At 54.6% G+C, this 19398-nt stretch carries 20 protein-coding genes; 13 read left to right on the top strand and 7 right to left on the bottom strand.

The features are described from left to right. Nucleotides 1-756 precede the first annotated feature (756 nt). From ACHHZ7_RS04090 to ACHHZ7_RS04065, 6 genes are all read right to left on the bottom strand, one after another. A complete protein-coding gene (locus tag ACHHZ7_RS04090; RefSeq protein ID WP_060683417.1) occupies nt 757-1356 on the bottom strand; it encodes an SIS domain-containing protein in 600 nt (199 codons plus the stop codon). After that, a complete protein-coding gene (locus ACHHZ7_RS04085; protein WP_008785469.1) occupies nt 1353-2990 on the bottom strand; it encodes an FGGY-family carbohydrate kinase in 1638 nt (545 codons plus the stop codon). The genes ACHHZ7_RS04090 and ACHHZ7_RS04085 overlap by 4 nt, the downstream gene beginning before the upstream one ends. A 17-nt stretch (nt 2991-3007) precedes the next feature. Beyond that, complete coding sequence (locus ACHHZ7_RS04080) at nt 3008-3961, bottom strand: ABC transporter permease (protein WP_003037658.1); 954 nt, start codon at nt 3959-3961, stop codon at nt 3008-3010. Nucleotide 3962: 1 nt separating this feature from the next. Continuing rightward, nucleotides 3963-4952 (bottom strand): ABC transporter permease, encoded by a 990-nt coding sequence (locus ACHHZ7_RS04075; protein WP_008785467.1) that lies wholly within the window; start codon nt 4950-4952, stop codon nt 3963-3965. Continuing rightward, nucleotides 4945-6453, bottom strand: a complete 1509-nt coding sequence (locus tag ACHHZ7_RS04070; RefSeq protein WP_008785466.1) for a sugar ABC transporter ATP-binding protein — start codon at nt 6451-6453, stop codon at nt 4945-4947. The genes ACHHZ7_RS04075 and ACHHZ7_RS04070 overlap by 8 nt, the downstream gene beginning before the upstream one ends. A gap of 103 nt (nt 6454-6556) precedes the next feature. Then, a complete protein-coding gene (locus ACHHZ7_RS04065; RefSeq protein WP_003037665.1) occupies nt 6557-7540 on the bottom strand; it encodes an autoinducer 2 ABC transporter substrate-binding protein in 984 nt (327 codons plus the stop codon). Between the two features lie 420 nt (nt 7541-7960). Here ACHHZ7_RS04065 and ACHHZ7_RS04060 point away from each other — a divergent pair, with 420 nt between their 5' ends. Beyond that, a complete protein-coding gene (locus ACHHZ7_RS04060) occupies nt 7961-8599 on the top strand; it encodes a DUF1007 family protein (protein WP_060683418.1) in 639 nt (212 codons plus the stop codon). Next, nucleotides 8590-9570: a nickel/cobalt transporter gene (locus ACHHZ7_RS04055; RefSeq protein WP_060683419.1), complete on the top strand. Its 981-nt coding sequence runs from the start codon at nt 8590-8592 to the stop codon at nt 9568-9570. Before ACHHZ7_RS04060 ends, ACHHZ7_RS04055 begins: the two co-directional genes overlap by 10 nt. Before the next feature lie 103 nt (nt 9571-9673). On the opposite strand, the gene suhB is transcribed toward ACHHZ7_RS04055, so the two are convergent. Next, complete coding sequence (gene suhB, locus ACHHZ7_RS04050) at nt 9674-10477, bottom strand: inositol-1-monophosphatase (protein WP_003835237.1); 804 nt, start codon at nt 10475-10477, stop codon at nt 9674-9676. 118 nt (nt 10478-10595) lie between these two features. Here suhB and trmJ point away from each other — a divergent pair, with 118 nt between their 5' ends. The 11 genes from trmJ (at nt 10596) to sseB (ending at nt 19372) form a co-directional block, all read left to right on the top strand. After that, on the top strand, nt 10596-11327 hold the full coding sequence (trmJ, locus tag ACHHZ7_RS04045) for a tRNA (cytosine(32)/uridine(32)-2'-O)-methyltransferase TrmJ (RefSeq protein ID WP_003835235.1): 732 nt from the start codon (nt 10596-10598) through the stop codon (nt 11325-11327). Between the two features lie 239 nt (nt 11328-11566). Next, on the top strand, nt 11567-12058 hold the full coding sequence (iscR, locus tag ACHHZ7_RS04040; protein ID WP_003037674.1) for a Fe-S cluster assembly transcriptional regulator IscR: 492 nt from the start codon (nt 11567-11569) through the stop codon (nt 12056-12058). A 112-nt stretch (nt 12059-12170) separates the two neighbouring features. Then, nucleotides 12171-13385: a cysteine desulfurase gene (gene iscS, locus ACHHZ7_RS04035; protein WP_060683420.1), complete on the top strand. Its 1215-nt coding sequence runs from the start codon at nt 12171-12173 to the stop codon at nt 13383-13385. Between the two features lie 25 nt (nt 13386-13410). Next, nucleotides 13411-13797: a Fe-S cluster assembly scaffold IscU gene (iscU, locus tag ACHHZ7_RS04030; RefSeq protein ID WP_002913991.1), complete on the top strand. Its 387-nt coding sequence runs from the start codon at nt 13411-13413 to the stop codon at nt 13795-13797. A gap of 20 nt (nt 13798-13817) precedes the next feature. Further along, nucleotides 13818-14141, top strand: coding sequence for an iron-sulfur cluster assembly protein IscA (gene iscA, locus ACHHZ7_RS04025; protein ID WP_003835203.1), 324 nt, complete (start codon nt 13818-13820; stop codon nt 14139-14141). Nucleotides 14142-14249: 108 nt separating this feature from the next. After that, on the top strand, nt 14250-14765 hold the full coding sequence (gene hscB / locus ACHHZ7_RS04020; protein ID WP_003835201.1) for a co-chaperone HscB: 516 nt from the start codon (nt 14250-14252) through the stop codon (nt 14763-14765). 15 nt (nt 14766-14780) lie between these two features. Further along, the gene (hscA, locus tag ACHHZ7_RS04015; protein ID WP_003838439.1) at nt 14781-16631 is read left to right on the top strand and encodes a Fe-S protein assembly chaperone HscA; all 1851 of its coding nucleotides are present in this window, start codon (nt 14781-14783) and stop codon (nt 16629-16631) included. Nucleotide 16632: 1 nt separating this feature from the next. Further along, nucleotides 16633-16968 (top strand): ISC system 2Fe-2S type ferredoxin, encoded by a 336-nt coding sequence (gene fdx, locus ACHHZ7_RS04010; protein ID WP_003037690.1) that lies wholly within the window; start codon nt 16633-16635, stop codon nt 16966-16968. 11 nt (nt 16969-16979) lie between these two features. Beyond that, nucleotides 16980-17180: a Fe-S cluster assembly protein IscX gene (gene iscX, locus ACHHZ7_RS04005; RefSeq protein ID WP_003037694.1), complete on the top strand. Its 201-nt coding sequence runs from the start codon at nt 16980-16982 to the stop codon at nt 17178-17180. A 61-nt stretch (nt 17181-17241) separates the two neighbouring features. Beyond that, nucleotides 17242-18525: an aminopeptidase PepB gene (pepB, locus tag ACHHZ7_RS04000; RefSeq protein ID WP_008785461.1), complete on the top strand. Its 1284-nt coding sequence runs from the start codon at nt 17242-17244 to the stop codon at nt 18523-18525. 70 nt (nt 18526-18595) lie between these two features. Next, nucleotides 18596-19372: an enhanced serine sensitivity protein SseB gene (gene sseB, locus ACHHZ7_RS03995; protein ID WP_016157136.1), complete on the top strand. Its 777-nt coding sequence runs from the start codon at nt 18596-18598 to the stop codon at nt 19370-19372. Nucleotides 19373-19398 lie beyond the last annotated feature (26 nt).

The raw sequence follows: 19398 nt of genomic DNA, 5'->3' as shown, positions 1-19398 counted from the left end.
GCGGTAGTGGAACGCAGCGCGTTAATCCGCTTTTTCACTGTTTTATCTTTTGTTTAGATATGCCAGAGATGTACTGTATGTCATGTTAAACATGATGGAGAATATTTTATTCCGCTATGGGGTTCCGTTCACCCCAGCGTTATCACTTCTCTGAATCAGAGATACCCGTGAACGTGCAAGGGAGGCTCACCGCCGCCTCCCTTGCATCCCAGGCTCCCGGCGGGAAAATCGTCGCGATGCGATTCATTCGTCTTATGCCGTCTGCCTGTCGGGTCGGGGACGAGCCTGCGTCCCTGCAGGCCGTCCACTCTGCCCGCATCCATGCGGGCAGACCCGGTCAGCCGTCAACGACTCATCGATTTTCAGCCAGACCGGGGTCATCGCTTCAACGCTCTGACTTCCAGTGAAACCCGTTTTGCTGTTTAAACAAAAAACGCAGATGGTCAGGTGTGGGCTGGTCCGGCTGAAAATTGCCGACGTGTTTCCGTAAGGCCGGGAGAGCCAGCATGGATGCTGGCTCAGGGCGCGCTTTGCAAGGACGCTACCTCGCGCCCGGCCCGGTAGCCCGGAGGAATAAGCGGAGGGTATTGCGTAGCAACAATTTTCCCGCCGGGAGCCGGGATTGTTAAGGGTACGGCGATAGTACCCTTAACACGTTCACAGGCAGTATCGTTTCAGAGAAGTGAAAAACATAAGGTGAACGTAGCAATATACCGGAGGCAACAGATTCATTACCTCCGAAACAGCTGCCTGGCGTTACTTACCGCGGCTCAGCGTTAATCCCACATCACCGCCTGGATGCACAGACAACAGCGTCTCCTTTGAGTAACCGCTTTCGCTCATCAGGCAGGCGCAGGCGGCGTCAAAGATAGCCAGCACCAGTAAAATTGAGGTGGTGGCCAACATGTTCAGCGGGTCGGCCTCACGCTGGACGCCGGTGGAAATCACCAGTCTCGACGCTTTAGCAATGGCTGAGTCGGCGTTTTCAGTCACGCTCAGAATAGGCACATTTCGCGCAGTCAGTCCGGGCAGCAGCCGGGTGAGTTCATCCGAATTTCCCCCACGCGACAGCATAATCACCAGGTCGTTGGCGCGTAAAAAACCGAGATCGCCATGCGCCGCGTCCGTCGCGTTGAGGTAGATCGCCGGGCGTTCCACGCACGCAAGCATATGCGCCACTTTACGCGCTGCGATGCCGGAGGTACCTACGCCGGTGACGACGATTTTCCCCTGACAGCCGCGCAGCTCCGCCATCAGCGACTGCCAGAGCGGTTCAGTCAGATGCTGCCCCAGACCCGCCAGGGCATCGCTATAGAGCTGAAATACGCCGGTGGCCTGAGACCAGGAGTCGCTCATGCGTCCTCCTGCATCAACTGGCGGTATTTCATATGATCCTGATACATCTCGTGGAATACCCGATATTTGCGATCGTAGTACTGCTTAATGCGATTTGTTTGCGGGGTAACCGTTTTACCAATCCGGCTCATCGCCGACATCGCTTCCGGGAAGGTTTCGAAAACGCCCGCGGCGATAGTTCCCATCATGGCGCCACCCAGCAGCATGGCTTCGCTCTCTTCAGGCAGCAGCATCGCGCAGCCGGTGGCGTTGGCATGTTCCTGAACGAATATTGGGTTTTTCGTCCCGCCGCCGCTGGCCATTATCGTATCGATGGTGTAGCCGCTTTGATTCATCGTTTCAATGATATGGCGGGTTCCCAGCGCAATGGCCTGGATGGTCGCAAGGTACTGTAGCGCCATATCTTCCGGCGTACGTGACAGTTTCAGTCCGGTGATTGCGCCCGTAAGCGTTGGGTTAGCGCGCGGCGAGCGGTTGCCGTGGAAATAGGGCAGGATGTGCATATCGCGGGTTAAAAATGCGATATCTTCCGGCTCACCGGCCATTTTACGCAACAGCGCATTCAGCACTTCGTAAATGGTCTGCCCCTGAGATTTAGCTTGCGCCAGCAGGGTTTCGTAGCAAGGATGCGACTGAATAACGTGGTCGATTAACGCCCCTGTTGCCGACTGTCCACCTTCGTTGAGCCAGTATTCTGGCAGCACGGCTGAGTAGTAAGGACCCCAGACGCCGCCGATAAAACGCGGCTCTTTGGAAATCGCCATGTGTCCAGTGGAAGTGCCGCCAATCAGCGCGATACGACGGTCAAAATCCGCCACCTCGCCGGAAACACCGCTTGCCCCGAGCGTGCCGAGGGTACCGGCGTGGGCATCAATGATCGAGACGCTGACAGCGGTCCCCGGAATCAGCCCCATTTCGCTGGCGGCGCGCGCGGATAGCCCGTGACCGAGCGGTTCGCCCATGGTTTTCACGTAGCGACCAATTTTGGCGGCATCATGCTCCAGCAAATCTTCCAGCCCAATCTGGCGGAAATAGCTGGCATCCCATTTGTCTTCATGGCCCATATAGGTCCATTTACACACCGTCGAACACAATGAGCGCGTGTCATCGCCCGTTGCGCGCCAGGTCAGGAAATCGGGCAGGTCAAAGTAGTATCCCGCATTGGCCCAGGTGTTGGGCATATGTTGCTTCAGCCATAGCAGTTTTGGCGTCTGCATTTCCGGGGAGATAATGCCGCCAACGTAGTCCAGCACCCGATGATGCAGGGCGTTGATGCGCTCGGCCTGAGTAATGGCGCGGTGATCCATCCACACAATGATGTTCTGTTCGCTGCGCCCGGACGGGCTGATGGTCAGCGGTTTACCTTCTTTGTCCAGTACCACCAGTGAACAGGTCGCGTCAAAGCCCAGACCTTTGACCTGGATAGGGTTGATATCCGACTGGTTAATCGCATCGCGAACCGCGTTACACACCGCCTGCCAGATGTTATCGGAAGACTGCTCAACAAAATCGGCCTGCGGGCGGTAAATCTCGATGGCCCGACTGGCCTGACCGACCATTCTGCCGTTGAGATCAAACACGCCAGCACGGGCGCTTCCGGTTCCGACATCCACACCAATAAAGTAACTTGCCATAATTTTTTCTCCTGAAATCAGGCTTTACGATTCTGTAATGCGATAAAGAGGATCAGCACCGCGCCCCACAGCGCCATCGTCAGATAGCTGCTGACCCCCAGCAAGTTAAGGCCGCTTTCCAGCATTTGCAGCACAATCAGTGCCAGCACCAGGCCGATAATGCGCCCGAAGCCGCCATCCGGGTTGATACCGCCGAGGACGGAGGCAAGGATGGTGACCAGCAGGTAGGATTCACCGTATCCGGCTTTAGCTGAATTGAATTTCGCCATCATCAAAATGGCGGCGACCCAGCCGAGCAGGGCAGAAATCACGTACACCGAAATTTGTACCCGTACGGTATTCACGCCGCTGTAGCGGGTAGCCTGTTCATTGGAACCAACGAGATACAGGCTGCGCCCAAGCGTGGTGTGTTCCAGCAGTACCCACAGCAGGATTGCCACCAGGAAAAAGAGCAGTAGCGCCACCGGAATACCGGCAATCGTGGCGTTACCAAGGTACTGAATGGCGGTCGGGAAACCGGAAATCACCGTCCCGTTGGAAAGCAGAATATTCAGCCCGGAGATAAGCGTCATCGTGCCGAGCGTGGCGAGAATAGGCGAAACCCCGACCCAGGCAATCAGCGCACCGTTGAGCGTGCCGATAGCCACCGCCACGGCAGCGCCTGCCAGCAGCGCTAGCACCAGAAACAGCGGGTTATCCGGATGGGTGACGATAATCGCCGCCATCACCAGCGAGCAGGCGTTCGCCCCGGCAATAATCGACAGGTTAATGCCGCCGGTCAGCATGGTCATGCCCATCCCGAGGGCCAGCATGCCGAGGATTGGTAGCTGTGAGCCAATCGACTGGAAGTTAGCGACGCTGAAAAAACGGCTGCCGAGCAGGGCCGAGAAGACCAGGGCGACGACCACAATAATCACGCATTGCAGACGAATGATGGCATCACCGGGTAAAAATCTGGCGATTGTTTTCATCTCAAAGCTCCCTTGCCAGTTTGCGTTTTTCGTTCCAGGCCGTGGCGCTAATGCTGACCAGGATAATGGCGCCGCTGAACACGGTGTGCCAGTAAGAGGAGACGCTGAGCAGCGTCAGGCCATTTTGTAAGAAGGCCAGCAGAACCACGCCGAGCAGGGTTCCGGTCAACGTACCGCGCCCGCCGCTCATGCTAGTTCCGCCGAGTACTACCGCCGCCAGCACCGTCAGCTCAAAGCCGAGCAGCGAATTGGGCGCAACTGACTGGGTGATTTGCGCCTGAACCACGGCGGCAACGCCTGCCAGAATGCCCATGTAGCCATAGACGTAAAAATGCAGCTTCAGCAGATTCAGCCCCAGGCGCGAGGCCGCGTCGCGGTTGCCGCCCATGGCGTAAACCTGACGGCCAAGACGGGTATAGTTCATCAGCACGGCGGTAAAGATGATCACCGCCGCCAGGCACAGCAGGGGCAGGGTCAAACCGTAGTCGTAGCCATCCGCTGCGGTGAACGAGAACCAGTTAATGCCGTTCATAAACCAGTCCGGGAAGCCGTACAGCCAGGTGCCTTTGGTGGCGTAAACCAGCAGACCGTAGTAGACGTTCAACGTGGCGATGGTAATGATGATTGCCGGAACGCGTAGCCAATAGACCAGAAAACCGTTGATCAGCCCAAGCAGCAGGCCCACCGCAATGGCGATGATTAACGCCAGCGCGAAATTGCCGCCGTGACCGATAACCCAACTGGCCATTGCATACTGGGCTATCGCGGTCATCGCCGGAAATGAGATGTCGATCCCGCCGGAAATCAGCACCACAAACAGCCCACAGGCCAGGATGCCGAGAATCGCGTAGCTGGTGGCCACATCCGTCAGGTTCCCCAAAGACAAGAACTCGTCGGTGCTGATGCTCAGCCCAACGGCAAGGGCTACAACCAGCAGGCCCAGCCAGAACTCATGTTGCCCGATTAAACGGGAGAGATGCATCTTATTCATTGATTACCTCGACCACTTCAGCAATCTCCTCTTCACGGCATTGATGAGGATTAAATTCCGCCACCAGCTTGCCGCGACGCATTACCAGCACACGGTGGCTGTTGTAATACGCTTCCGGGATTTCATCGCAAATCATCAGCACCGCCATACCCTGTTCCGCCAAATCGCGGGCTATCTGGTAAATGCCCTCTTTGTTGGCGATATCCACGCCGACGGTAGGCGAGTCGAGGATCAGGATGCGGGGATTGGTCGCCACCCATTTGGCAATGGCGATACGCTGGGCATTACCGCCGGAAAGGGTTTTGACCGGCAGGTGCGGATCGGACACTTTGATATTCAGTTCGCGGATTAAATCGGCGACCAACTTTTGCGCTTTACGATGATCGAGCAGACCGCTACCGGTGTGCAGTTGATCAAACACCGTGACGATGGTGTTGTCGTAGATCGACTGCTCCATGATCAGCCCCTGCGTCAGGCGATCTTCTGAGACATAGCCGATCCCGTGTTGGATGGCGTCATGGTTATTGCGCAGAGTAACCGGCTGACCGTTAATGCGAATCTCGCCGCTTTCCGGGTGGGTCATACCAAACAGGCTCAGACAAAGCTCAGTGCGCCCGGCACCCAGCAGACCAACAATGGAGACGATCTCGCCGCCGTGCAGCGACAGATTAATGTTCTGGTATTTACCTCTGCGGCTGAGATTGCGCAGCTCAAGCAGCGGCTCTTGCTCAATCGCGGGCCTTTCCGGCAACGGGCTGTAGTGGAAGCGTTGTCCGGTCATCAGGAAGGCCAGCTCGTGGCTGTCGAGTTCGCTGGCAGGGTATGTACCCACCAGTTTGCCGTCGCGCATTACGCTGATGCGGTCAGCCACTTCCATCACCTCATCCAGACGATGGCTGACAAACACGACGCAAATTCCGGCCGCTTTCAGTTCATTAACTACTCGCAGCAGGCCATTAACCTCCTGGCGGGTTAGCGAGGCGGTGGGCTCGTCCATAATCACCAGACGCGCATCGGCGGCAATCGCCCGGCAAATGGCGACCAGCTGTCGATCAGCAATTGAGAGTTTTTCAACTTTTTTATCGGGATCGATATTCACCCCAATACGTTTCATGGCTGCCAGCGCCTGCTGCTTCATGGCGCCGCGACGCACCCAGATATCGCCACCCGGCAGATAGCGGTTGACCGCGATATTTTCTGCGACGCTAAAGTTGGGGAACAACGACAGGTCCTGATAAATAACCTGAATGCCATAATGGGAAGAGAGCTGCGGCGTCAGATGATGGAACAATTTTCCGTCGAGTAAAATCTGCGCGCCTTTTTCCGGATGATAAACCCCGGAGATCACTTTAATAATGGTACTTTTACCACAGCCGTTTTGACCCGCCAGACAGTGAACTTCGCCTTTTCTCAGCGTCAGATTCACGTTATCCAGCGCCAGCACGCCCGGGAATTGTTTGCTGATATTCTCAAGAGTGATAAATGCGGTGGTGTCTGCCATGGACAATACCCCTGCGCGCGTCCGGGGGGACGCTGAGTGTTAGTTTGGTTGATAGCGCCGACCAGACGGTCGGCGTTAAGGTTCCCTGGTGTTGGCTAAAGCCTTAGAAACCAAGTGATTGTGCGTTGTCTTTGGTGACTTCGAGGATCTTGTTAAAGCGGATCACTTTCTTCTCCGTGTCGATATCGGCTTTCCCTAAACCATCGATACTCAGATCGGCGTTCACTTCTTTGCCCTGCAACAGCTGATCGGCAACGGTGACCAGCGCGTAGCCCGCGTCTTTTGGATCCCACAGCAGCGCTTTTTTGATATCACCGCGCATCAGGTAAGGTGCTGCCTGCGCTGGCATAGCGATCCCGACGACGGCGATCTTATCTTTGGCGCGTTTTTTCTGCACAGCCTGACCCGCACCGATTGGACCCAGCGAGCCGAAGCCGATAATGCCCTTCATCTGCGGGTAGGTTTTCATCAGATCCAGCGTTGTGGCGTAGGATTTATCGATACTTTCCGCGACCGGCAGACGTGAAGTGACTTCGAACATTTCCGGATATTTTTCTTTCTGGTACTTAATTGCATAATCCGCCCACGCGTTATGCAGTGGGACCGTCAGCGAACCAACATAGATGGCATATCCGCCTTTGCCGCCCATATTTTTCGCTAACTCATCGACGTTGGCCTGTGCGTATTTTTCACTGTCGATAGTTTCGATATCCCACTGGCCAATTTGCTCATCCGGGGATTCGTGCGTCAACACCACGATGCCTTTATCGCGCGCTTTTTTCAGTACCGGCTCAAGGACCTTGGCATCATTCGGCACCACGATGATCGCATTAACGTTTTTGGCGATCAGATCCTCAATCACTTTCACCTGCTGCGCCGGGTCCGGCGTTGAAGGTCCGGTCTGGTAAGCATTCACATCCAGTTTTTTTGCTGCTTCATTTACGCCGGTTTCCATCCGGTTAAACCATGGGATCCCGGTGACTTTGGCAACCACAGCAATTTCATATTTTTCCGCCGCAAAGGACGTGCCGGACAACATGCATGCAGAAACCAGGGTTGCACTGAGTAATGCGAGTTTGAATTTCATAGTTGTACCTTTCGTAGGGGGCAGGACATGTCACGGCGTGAAGTTAACAATGAATGGAAGAGGGAATGAATCATAAGTTTTGCGAATGTGATCTATGCCCATTGTTGTGAATTTATGGAAATAAAATGGTTAATAATTAGTTAAATTTGCGTGATTTTACATTCAGTTGTTCAAATTAAGTGTTAATTAAATATTAAAATGAAACCATCAATTAACATATCGTTATCATTTAGCTTAAGTTTTGACGCCGAAAAGGTGTTTGAGGGGAATTTCCCGAAGAAGAAATTATCGAAATTGAGAACTGAATCGATACCGGAAAAGGGTGCTCAATATTTTTTCGTTCAATGGTATCCTCAGCACACTTTCGCCAAACCAGGCATCATTATTTGTGGCGGTGTAGATTTTCATCGTGGAGAACTCATGCAAGGCGTTAAACGTATCATTATCACGTTGTTTCTCGCTGTCCTGTCCCTTGGCGCAGGCGCGCATCCCCACAGCTTTATCCATCTGAAAACTGAGATAGTGAGCGAGAATGACCAGTTCGTCGCGCTGAAAATGCGCTGGACGATGGATGAAATTACCTCGGCGGATCTGCTTTACGATGCGGGAAATGCCAAACCTGGTGATGAGATCTGGAAGAAACTGGCGGCGGAAGTGATGGCCAACGTTCTCGGGCAGCACTATTTCACCGAAGTGTGGCACGACGGGAAAAAGGTAAAGTTTAAAAACAGGCCGACGGAATATGGCATGGCGCGGGAGGAACACCAGGCAGTGCTGACGTTCGTTTTGCCGCTGGCCGAAGCTCAGCCGCTGAGTGGTCAAAAATATACCATTTCAACCTTCGACCCGACCTACTACGTTGATATGAGCTATGACAAAGATAGCGACGCCAGGCTGGGGCAGTCCATAAGCCAAAAATGCCGGATTTCAGTACATACGCCGACGCCGAATGAACAAACGTTGAGCTTTGCGCAGTCGCTGGATAAAGAAGACGCACCGCCGGAGGATATGGAGTTGGGTAAACAGTTTGCACAGACGGTAACGCTGCAATGTCAGTAGTGTATCAACAACGTGCAGCCAGACGTCGCTGGCTCATGCTATGGCCGCTGGCTGTCTTTTTGCTGCTGGCGGCAGGCGGCATACTGTGGCTATGGCAGGCCTGGCCGCAGGTGATGATGAAAAGTGTCGTCTGGCAGCGCGACGTTAACCAACAGATGAGCGGGTTGCTGAAAGCGGTTGCTGCCAGGCCGGCCCAGGCCGGGGGATCGCTGCTGCTGTTTAGTTTTCTCTACGGCGTTCTGCACGCGCTGGGGCCGGGACATGGAAAAGTCGTTATTACCACCTGGCTGGCAACGCACCCCTCGAAGCTGAAGTCGAGTATTGGCCTGACGCTGGCCTCATCTTTATTACAGGGGCTGGTCGCTATCGGACTGGTGGTTGTGGTGCTTACCATTTTGCAGTTGCCCGCACGACAGCTACATATGAGTAGTTTCTGGCTGGAGAAAGGAAGTTATGCGCTGGTTGGCGTGTTGGGCGTTTTATTGTGCGTCCGTGCGCTGAAGAAATTGCGCCAGCTGCTGCGCCGCCCAAAATTCACAGCCTTCACGCCGCATCATGTGCATCACGAGGGTTGCGGCTGCGGGCATCAGCATTTACCCGATCCTGAACAGCTGCAAAGTGGTGATGACTGGCGTGCCCGGTTGATGATCGTGCTGTCTATGGGGATGCGCCCGTGCTCGGGGGCCATCATGGTTTTACTGTTCAGCAAAGTGGTTGGCGTGTTTAGCTGGGGTATGGCGTCGGCGCTGGCGATGGCGGCAGGAACCTCTTTGACGATTACGTCACTGGCTCTGCTGGTACACAGTTTCCGCTCGCTGGCGGTGAAACTTAGCGGGCATAAAGCGCCAGTATTGTGGCGACAGATTGGCTGGACGACGCTGGCATTAGCCGGTGGTGCGGTGCTGATCACTGCTGCGGTAGTGATGTGGATGAGTGCGGTGCCGGTGGGGCGAGGGATAAGACCGTTTTAGCACTGTTGTAGGATGAATGCCTGATGGCGCTTCGCTTATCAGGCCTACGGGGAATTCCCTGGTAGGCCGGATAAGGCGCTAGCCGCCATCCGGCATCAAACGATTAACGCTTCAGCGCATCGCTCAGTTCATCACGCATGTTAGCCAGCATGGCTTTCACTACGCGCGGGTTACCTGCAACGATGTTGCCGGTCGCCATGTAGTTATGACCACCGGTAAAGTCGCAAACCAGTGCGCCAGCTTCACGGGCAATCAGTTCACCTGCGGCGAAATCCCACGGGCGCAGGCCAATTTCGAAATAACCGTCAACGCGGGCTGCGGCAACGTAGGCCAGATCCAGCGCAGCAGAACCGGTGCGGCGGAAGTCCGCGCATTCGGTAAACATGTTGCCCAGAATTTTCATGTAAGAAGCGGCGTGCTGTTTGGCTTTGAACGGGAAACCGGTGGCGATGATGGTGCCATCCAGATCGCGGGCGGTGCTGCCACGCAGGCGGTAGCCGTTCAGCTGTGCGCCCTGGCCACGGGTTGCGGTGAACAGTTCGTTACGCATTGGATCGTAAACAACGGCGACTTCAGTACGGCCTTTGATGCGTACTGCGATGGATACCGCGAAGTGCGGCAGACGTTTTACGAAGTTGGTGGTGCCATCCAGTGGATCGATAACCCATTGAACATCCAAATCTTCACCAACATGTTCACCGCTTTCTTCGGTGATGATGGTGTGCTGTGGGTAAGATTTGCGAATCGTTTCGATAATAATCGCTTCGGCGGCTTTATCGACGTTAGTCACGAAATCATTGCTGCCTTTCTGGCTGGTTTCTACAGAGTCTGGGGTTTCGTAGTGTTTGGCAATTACATTACCCGCCTTGCGCGCTGCGCGCACGGCGATGGTCAGCATCGGATGCATCGGTCTCTCTCACTGGATGTTAAAGAACGGGAAAACGGCGCAGAGTATAGCAGCGAGTTCGGAATATGTCTTCGTTTTATGATAATATGCCCGAATAATCTTTAGCCGAAGAAATACAATGCTGCAAAATATTCGAATCGTGCTGGTGGAAACCTCTCACACTGGCAACATGGGCTCTGTAGCCCGCGCAATGAAAACCATGGGTTTAACCAATCTGTGGCTGGTAAATCCACTGGTTAAACCGGACTCCCAGGCCATCGCCCTGGCAGCGGGTGCCAGTGATGTGATCGGAAGCGCGCAGATCGTCGATACGCTCGATGAAGCGCTGGCGGGCTGTAGCCTGGTGGTAGGCACCAGTGCTCGTTCCCGCACGCTGCCGTGGCCGATGCTGGATCCGCGTGAATGCGGTTTAAAAAGTGTCTCTGAAGCGACGAACTCGCCGGTGGCGCTGGTCTTTGGTCGTGAACGTGTTGGTTTGACCAACGAAGAGCTGCAGAAGTGCCATTATCACGTCGCCATTGCCGCGAACCCGGAATACAGTTCGCTCAACCTGGCGATGGCAGTGCAGGTCATCTCTTATGAGGTGCGCATGGCCTGGCTGGCGACGCAGGAAAGCGATAAGACCGTAGATTACGAAGAAGCAGAGTATCCGCTGGTCGATGATTTAGAGCGTTTTTACGGTCATCTGGAGCAAACGCTGCTGTCAACCGGGTTTATCCGTGAAGGGCACCCGGGGCAGGTGATGAATAAGCTGCGCCGTCTGTTTACCCGTGCGCGTCCAGAAAGCCAGGAGTTGAACATCCTGCGCGGGATTTTAGCTTCAATCGAGCAGCAGAATAAAAGCAAGTAACTGTACTAATGCCGGATGCGCTTCGCTTATCCGGCCTACAGGCCGCACGATTTGCAGGCCGGATAAACGAAGCGCATCCGGCAAGTGAAAATGGCACTGAAGGTTAAATACCTGACTAAATTAGTCAAGTAAATAGTTGACTGATTTAGTCGGGAATGTCAGACTTGCCCCTGCTATGCAATACCCCCATTTTACAATAAAAAACCCCGGGCAGGGGCGAGTTTGAGGCTAAGTAAGACATGAGACTGACATCAAAAGGGCGTTACGCCGTGACCGCAATGTTGGACGTTGCGCTCAACTCCGAAACGGGCCCGGTACCGTTGGCTGATATTTCTGAACGTCAGGGAATTTCCCTGTCATATCTGGAGCAGCTGTTTTCCCGTTTGCGTAAAAACGGTCTGGTTTCCAGCGTACGTGGACCAGGCGGCGGGTATCTGCTGGGTAAAGATGCCGGCAGCATCGCAGTAGGTGAAGTGATTAGCGCTGTTGACGAGTCTGTAGATGCGACCCGTTGCCAGGGCAAAGGCGGTTGTCAGGGCGGCGATAAATGCCTGACCCACGCGCTGTGGCGCGATCTGAGCGATCGTCTGACCGGTTTCCTCAACAACATTACGTTGGGCGAACTGGTAAATAATCAGGAAGTCCTGGATGTGTCTGGTCGCCAGCATACCCATGACGCTCCACGCACTAATCGTGCTCAAGACGCGATCGACGTTAAGTTACGCGCATAATAAAAGTATTTTAGAATCAGGCCGGGGTGCTACACACCCCGTTAACTCGGTCGTACATCCAGCCGGTTGCCTGATTCCTTGCATTGAAGCGATGTACGGAGTTTATAGAGCAATGAAATTACCGATCTATCTCGACTACTCCGCAACCACGCCGGTGGACCCGCGTGTTGCCGAGAAAATGATGCAGTGTCTGACCCTGGACGGAAACTTTGGTAACCCAGCGTCTCGTTCACACCGTTTCGGCTGGCAGGCTGAAGAGGCGGTAGATATCGCCCGTAACCAGATTGCCGACCTCGTGGGCGCTGACCCGCGTGAAATCGTATTTACTTCCGGTGCGACTGAATCCGATAACCTGGCGATTAAAGGTGCAGCCAACTTTTATCAGAAAAAAGGCAAGCACATCATCACCAGCAAAACCGAACACAAAGCCGTGCTGGATACCTGTCGTCAGCTGGAGCGCGAAGGGTTCGAAGTCACCTACCTCGCCCCACAGCGTAACGGCATTATCGACCTGAATGAACTTGAAGCAGCAATGCGTGACGACACCATTCTTGTGTCCATCATGCACGTGAACAACGAAATCGGCGTGGTGCAGGATATCGCGACTATCGGCGAAATGTGCCGTGCTCGCGGCATCATCTATCACGTTGATGCGACCCAGAGCGTGGGCAAACTGCCTATCGATCTGAGCCAACTGAAAGTTGACCTGATGTCCTTCTCCGGCCACAAAATCTATGGTCCGAAAGGTATCGGCGCGCTGTACGTTCGTCGTAAACCGCGTATTCGTATTGAAGCGCAGATGCACGGCGGCGGTCACGAGCGCGGTATGCGTTCCGGTACGCTGCCTGTGCACCAGATCGTCGGCATGGGTGAAGCATACCGTATCGCTAAAGAAGAGATGGAAACCGAGATGGCGCGCCTGCGCAGTCTGCGTAACCGTCTGTGGAACGGCGTGAAAGATATGGAAGAGGTGTACCTCAACGGTGACCTCGAGCAGGGCGCACCGAACATTCTCAACGTCAGCTTCAACTTTGTTGAAGGCGAGTCGCTGATTATGGCGCTGAAAGACCTGGCTGTATCCTCCGGTTCTGCATGTACTTCTGCAAGTCTGGAGCCATCCTACGTGCTGCGCGCGCTGGGGATGACCGACGAGCTGGCACACAGCTCAATTCGTTTCTCTTTAGGTCGTTTCACTACCGAAGAAGAGATTGACTACGCCATCAATCTGGTTCGCAACTCCATTGGCCGTCTGCGCGACCTTTCTCCACTGTGGGAAATGTTCAAACAGGGTGTGGATCTGAACAGCATTGAATGGTCACATCACTAATCGGTACCGATAAGGAGAATTCAACATGGCTTACAGCGAAAAAGTTATCGATCATTACGAGAATCCACGTAACGTGGGCTCTTTTGACAACAGCGACGAGAACGTGGGTAGCGGCATGGTCGGTGCACCAGCCTGTGGCGACGTGATGAAGTTGCAGATCAAAGTCAACAATGAGGGTATCATTGAAGACGCGCGTTTCAAGACTTACGGCTGCGGTTCCGCTATTGCTTCCAGCTCTCTGGTTACCGAATGGGTAAAAGGGAAATCTCTGGACGAAGCACAGGCGATTAAAAACACCGATATCGCCGACGAGCTTGAACTGCCACCGGTGAAAATTCACTGCTCTATTCTGGCTGAAGACGCGATTAAAGCCGCGATTGCGGATTACAAAAGCAAACGTGAAGCAAAATAATTAAGAGTTGAGGTTTTATTATGTCGATTACCTTAAGCGACAGTGCAGCAGCGCGTGTAAATACCTTCCTGGCAAACCGCGGTAAAGGGTTTGGTCTGCGTCTGGGCGTGAGAACCTCCGGCTGCTCAGGTATGGCCTATGTACTGGAATTTGTTGACGAGCCGGCGGCTGAAGATACCGTGTTTGAAGACAAAGGCGTAAAAGTCGTGATCGACGGTAAGAGCCTGCAATTCCTCGACGGTACGCAGTTAGACTTCGTCAAAGAAGGTCTGAACGAAGGGTTTAAGTTCACTAACCCGAACGTGAAAGACGAATGTGGATGCGGCGAAAGCTTCCACGTGTAACGCGCTTACTGATAACCCCACCGTGGTCGCCTGCGCGTGGGGTTTGTTTTACCTGACTCTCTGGTTTTGCCTCATCGAACAACAGAGAATCGATGCCCTGAGAATGTTATGGACTACTTCACCCTCTTTGGCTTACCGGCCCGTTATCAGCTCGATACTCAGGCGCTGAGCCTACGTTTTCAGGATCTACAACGTCAGTATCATCCTGATAAATTCGCCAGCGGTTCCCAGGCGGAACAACTTGCTGCGGTTTCGCAGTCCGCCACTATCAACCAGGCCTGGCAAACGCTGCGTCATCCTTTGATGCGCGCCGAATACTTATTGTCTTTACACGGTTTTGATATCCGCAGCGAGCAGCACACGGTGCGCGATACCGCGTTCCTGATGGAGCAACTTGAGCTGCGTGAAGAGCTGGACGAGATTGAACAGGCAAAAGACAGTCAACGTTTAGATGCGTTTATGAAACGCGTCAGCGAAATGTATAACGTTCGCCATCAACTGATGGTGGAACAGCTGGATAGCGAGACGTGGGACGCAGCGGCAGATACCGTGCGTAAGCTGCGTTTTCTCGATAAACTGCGAAGCAGTGCAGAACAACTCGAAGAAAAACTGCTCGATTTTTAATTTCCGGAAGCGAAAATGGCCTTATTACAAATTAGTGAGCCTGGTCTGAGCGCCGCGCCGCACCAGCGTCGTCTGGCGGTAGGTATCGATTTAGGCACCACCAACTCCCTGGTTGCTACCGTACGCAGCGGCCAGGCCGAAACGCTGGCAGACCATGAAGGTCGCCACCTGTTGCCGTCAGTGGTTCACTATCAGCAGCAGGGCTACTCTGTCGGTTACGATGCCCGCGCCAATGCAGCGTTGGATACGGCAAACACCGTTAGCTCAGTAAAACGCATGATGGGCCGCTCTCTGGCGGATATCCAGGCGCGTTACCCGCATCTGCCATATACGTTCCAGGCGAGCGAAAACGGTCTGCCGATGATTGAAACCGCTGCCGGTTTGCTTAATCCGGTGCGCGTCTCTGCTGATATTCTGAAAGCGCTGGCCGCGCGGGCTACCGAATCGCTGTCCGGCGAACTGGACGGCGTGGTAATCACCGTTCCGGCTTACTTTGACGATGCACAGCGTCAGGGGACCAAAGACGCCGCGCGTCTGGCGGGCCTGCACGTATTGCGTCTGCTGAACGAACCGACCGCAGCGGCGATCGCGTATGGTCTGGACTCCGGTCAGGAAGGCGTGATCGCAGTCTACGATCTTGGCGGCGGTACTTTTGATATTTCTATTCTGCGCCTGAGCCGTGGCGTGTTTGAAGTGCTGGCGACCGGCGGTGATTCCGCGCTCGGCGGCGACGATTTTGACCATCTGCTGGCCGATTACATTCGCGAGCAGGCGGGCGTGGCCGATCGCAGCGATAACCGCGTACAGCGTGAACTGCTGGATGCCGCGATTGCAGCGAAAATCGCACTTAGCGACGCTGATTCTGTAACGGTTAACGTGGCTGGATGGCAGGGTGAAATCACCCGTGAAACCTTTAATGAACTCATTTCCGCACTGGTCAAGCGTACGCTGCTGGCCTGCCGTCGCGCGCTGAAAGATGCGGGCGTGGAGCCGCAAGATGTGCTGGAAGTGGTGATGGTTGGCGGTTCAACGCGCGTGCCTCTGGTACGTGAACGCGTCGGTGAATTTTTTGGCCGCACGCCGCTGACCTCTATTGACCCGGACAAAGTGGTCGCTATCGGTGCGGCAATCCAGGCGGATATTCTCGTCGGAAATAAACCGGACAGCGAAATGCTGCTGCTGGACGTTATCCCGCTGTCTCTGGGACTGGAAACCATGGGCGGTCTGGTGGAGAAAGTGATCCCGCGTAACACCACTATCCCAGTGGCGCGCGCGCAGGACTTTACCACCTTTAAAGATGGCCAAACCGCGATGTCCATTCACGTGATGCAGGGCGAGCGTGAGCTGGTGCAGGACTGCCGTTCACTGGCGCGTTTTGCGCTGCGCGGCATCCCGGCATTGCCGGCTGGCGGTGCGCACATCCGCGTGACCTTCCAGGTGGATGCCGATGGGCTGCTGAGCGTCACCGCCATGGAGAAATCCACAGGCGTTGAGTCCTCAATCCAGGTTAAACCGTCCTACGGTCTGACCGACAGTGAAATCGCCTCCATGATTCAGGATTCGATGAGTTTTGCCGAGCAGGACGTTAAAGCGCGTATGCTGGCAGAACAGAAAGTCGAAGCGGCACGCGTACTGGAGAGTTTATCCGGTGCGCTGAACGCTGATGCCGCGCTGTTAAGCGCCGCAGAACGTCAGGCTATCGACACCGCCGCCGCGCACTTGAGCGAGGTTGCACAGGGTGACGATGTTGACGCGATAGAACAAGCCATTAAAAACGTAGACAAACAAACCCAGGAATTCGCCGCTCGCCGCATGGACAAATCCGTCCGTAGCGCGCTGAAAGGCCATTCCGTGGACGAGGTTTAATATGCCAAAGATTGTTATTCTGCCTCATCAGGATCTCTGTCCCGATGGCGCAGTTCTGGAAGCTGAGACCGGCGAAACCATTCTCGACGTTGCCCTGCGTAACGGGATCGAGATTGAACACGCCTGTGAAAAATCCTGTGCCTGCACTACCTGCCACTGCATCGTGCGTGAAGGTTTTGATTCTTTGCCGGAAAGCACAGAAGAAGAAGACGACATGCTGGATAAAGCCTGGGGACTGGAGCCGGAGAGCCGTTTAAGCTGTCAGGCGCGGGTAACCGAGGACGATTTAGTGGTCGAAATCCCACGTTACACAATCAATCATGCGCGTGAGCATTAACAGAGGGTAGTATGGGACTGAAGTGGACCGATAGCCGCGAAATCGGCGAGGCGCTGTATGACGCTTTCCCCGATCTCGATCCCAAGACCGTTCGTTTCACCGATCTGCACCAGTGGATCTGTGACCTGGAAGAGTTCGATGATGATCCTCAGGCATCGAACGAAAAAATCCTTGAGGCCATTTTGCTGGTCTGGCTGGACGAAGCCGAATAAGTCAACGGGCTGCCCACGGGTGGCCCGTTTTCCTGTATGCGCGAAAATAAGGATAAATAAAATGACAGAAGCCATGAAAATTACGCTTTCCACGCAACCCGCCGATGCCCGCTGGGGTGAAAAGGCGACATACAGCATTAATAATGACGGCATTACCCTGCACCTGAACGGAAAAGATGACCTCGGCCTTATCCAGCGTGCTGCGCGTAAAATCGACGGCCTGGGTATTAAACACGTTCAACTGGACGGTGAAGGCTGGGATACCGAACGTAGCTGGGCGTTCTGGCAGGGCTACAAGGGACCAAAAGGCACCCGCAAAGTTGAGTGGGCCGCTCTGGACGAAGCGCAGCGCAAAGAGCTGGATAGCCGTCTGAAGATTATTGACTGGGTGCGCGATACCATTAATGCCCCGGCAGAAGAGCTGGGCCCGGAACAACTGGCGCAGCGCGCTGTTGATCTGCTGTGCTCCGTCGCGTGCGATAACGTCTCTTACCGCATCACCAAAGGTGAAGATCTGCGCGAGCAGAACTACATGGGCCTGCATACCGTGGGTCGCGGATCTGAACGTCCTCCAGTGCTGCTGGCGCTGGACTACAACCCAACAGGCGACAAAGAAGCCCCGGTTTATGCCTGCCTGGTTGGTAAGGGAATTACTTTTGATTCCGGTGGTTACAGCATCAAGCAAAGCGCATTTATGGACTCAATGAAGTCCGACATGGGCGGTGCGGCAACGGTCACCGGCGCGTTGGCATTTGCCATCACCCGTGGTCTGAACAAGCGCGTGAAGCTGTATCTGTGCTGCGCGGATAACCTGATTAGCGGCAACGCCTTTAAGCTCGGCGACATTATTCACTATCGCAACGGTAAAAAAGTTGAAGTGATGAATACCGATGCCGAAGGACGTCTGGTGCTGGCCGATGGCCTGATCGATGCCAGCGCGCAGAAACCGGAACTGATCATTGATGCTGCCACGCTGACCGGCGCGGCGAAAACCGCGCTGGGCAACGATTACCACGCGCTGTTTAGCTTTGATGATCAGCTGGCTGCTCGCCTGCTGGCAAGTGCGGCACAAGAAAACGAACCGTTCTGGCGTCTGCCGCTGGCAGAGTTCCACCGTAGTCAGTTGCCGTCTAACTTTGCCGAACTGAATAACACCGGCAGCGCGGCTTACCCGGCTGGCGCAAGCACCGCGGCGGGCTTCCTGTCCCATTTCGTGGAAAACTACCAGCAGGGCTGGCTGCATATCGACTGCTCCGCAACCTATCGCAAAGCGCCGGTTGAGCAGTGGTCTGCGGGCGCAACCGGTCTGGGTGTGCGCACGATTGCGAATCTGCTGACCGCATAATTTATTACTGTATTGCCGGATGGCGCTAAGCTTATCCGGCCTACATGTATTCATCCAATTTGTGATACTTATGTCCGAAACAAAAAACGAATTAGAAACATTGCTTGAACAAGCGGCGACAGAACCTGCGCATCGTCCGGCATTTTTCCGTACTTTACTGGAATCCACAGTCTGGGTGCCGGGTACTGCCGCAGAAGGCGAGGCGGTGGTTGAAGACAGCGCTCTCGACCTGCAGCACTGGGAAAAAGAAGACGGCACGACCGTGATCCCGTTCTTCACTTCTCTGGAAGCCCTGCAGCAGGCGGTGGAAGATGAGCAAGCATTTGTCGTTATGCCGGTGCGTACGTTGTTTGAAATGACGCTCGGCGAAACGCTCTTTCTCAACGCGAAACTGCCGACCGGCAAAGAATTTATGCCGCGTGAAATCAGCCTGCTGATGGGGGAAGAGGGGAATCCGCTCAGCACCCAGGAAGTACTGGAAGGCGGTGAATCGCTGATCCTCTCTGAAGTCGCTGAACCTCCGGCGCAGATGATTGACTCGCTGACCACGCTGTTTAAAACCATTAAGCCGGTAAAACGCGCGTTTCTCTGCTCAATCAAAGAAAGCGCGGAAGCCCAGCCGAATCTGCTGATTGGTATTGAAGCGGAAGGGGATATTGAAGAGATCATCCACGCTGCTGGCAGCGTCGCGACCGATACGCTGCCGGGCGATGAACCTATTGATATCTGCCAGGTGAAGAAGGGTGAGAAGGGCGTGAGCCACTTTATCACTGAGCATATCGCACCGTTCTACGAACGCCGCTGGGGCGGTTTCCTGCGCGACTTTAAACAGAACCGGATTATCTAAATTGTAGGCCGGATAAGCGAAGCGCT

This window comes from Citrobacter freundii complex sp. 2024EL-00216, assembly GCF_043945515.1.
GTDB classification, from domain to species: Bacteria; Pseudomonadota; Gammaproteobacteria; order Enterobacterales; family Enterobacteriaceae; genus Citrobacter; species Citrobacter portucalensis.
The sequence above is the reverse complement of the archived record's forward strand: the minus strand, read 5'-3'. Positions and strand labels throughout refer to the sequence as shown.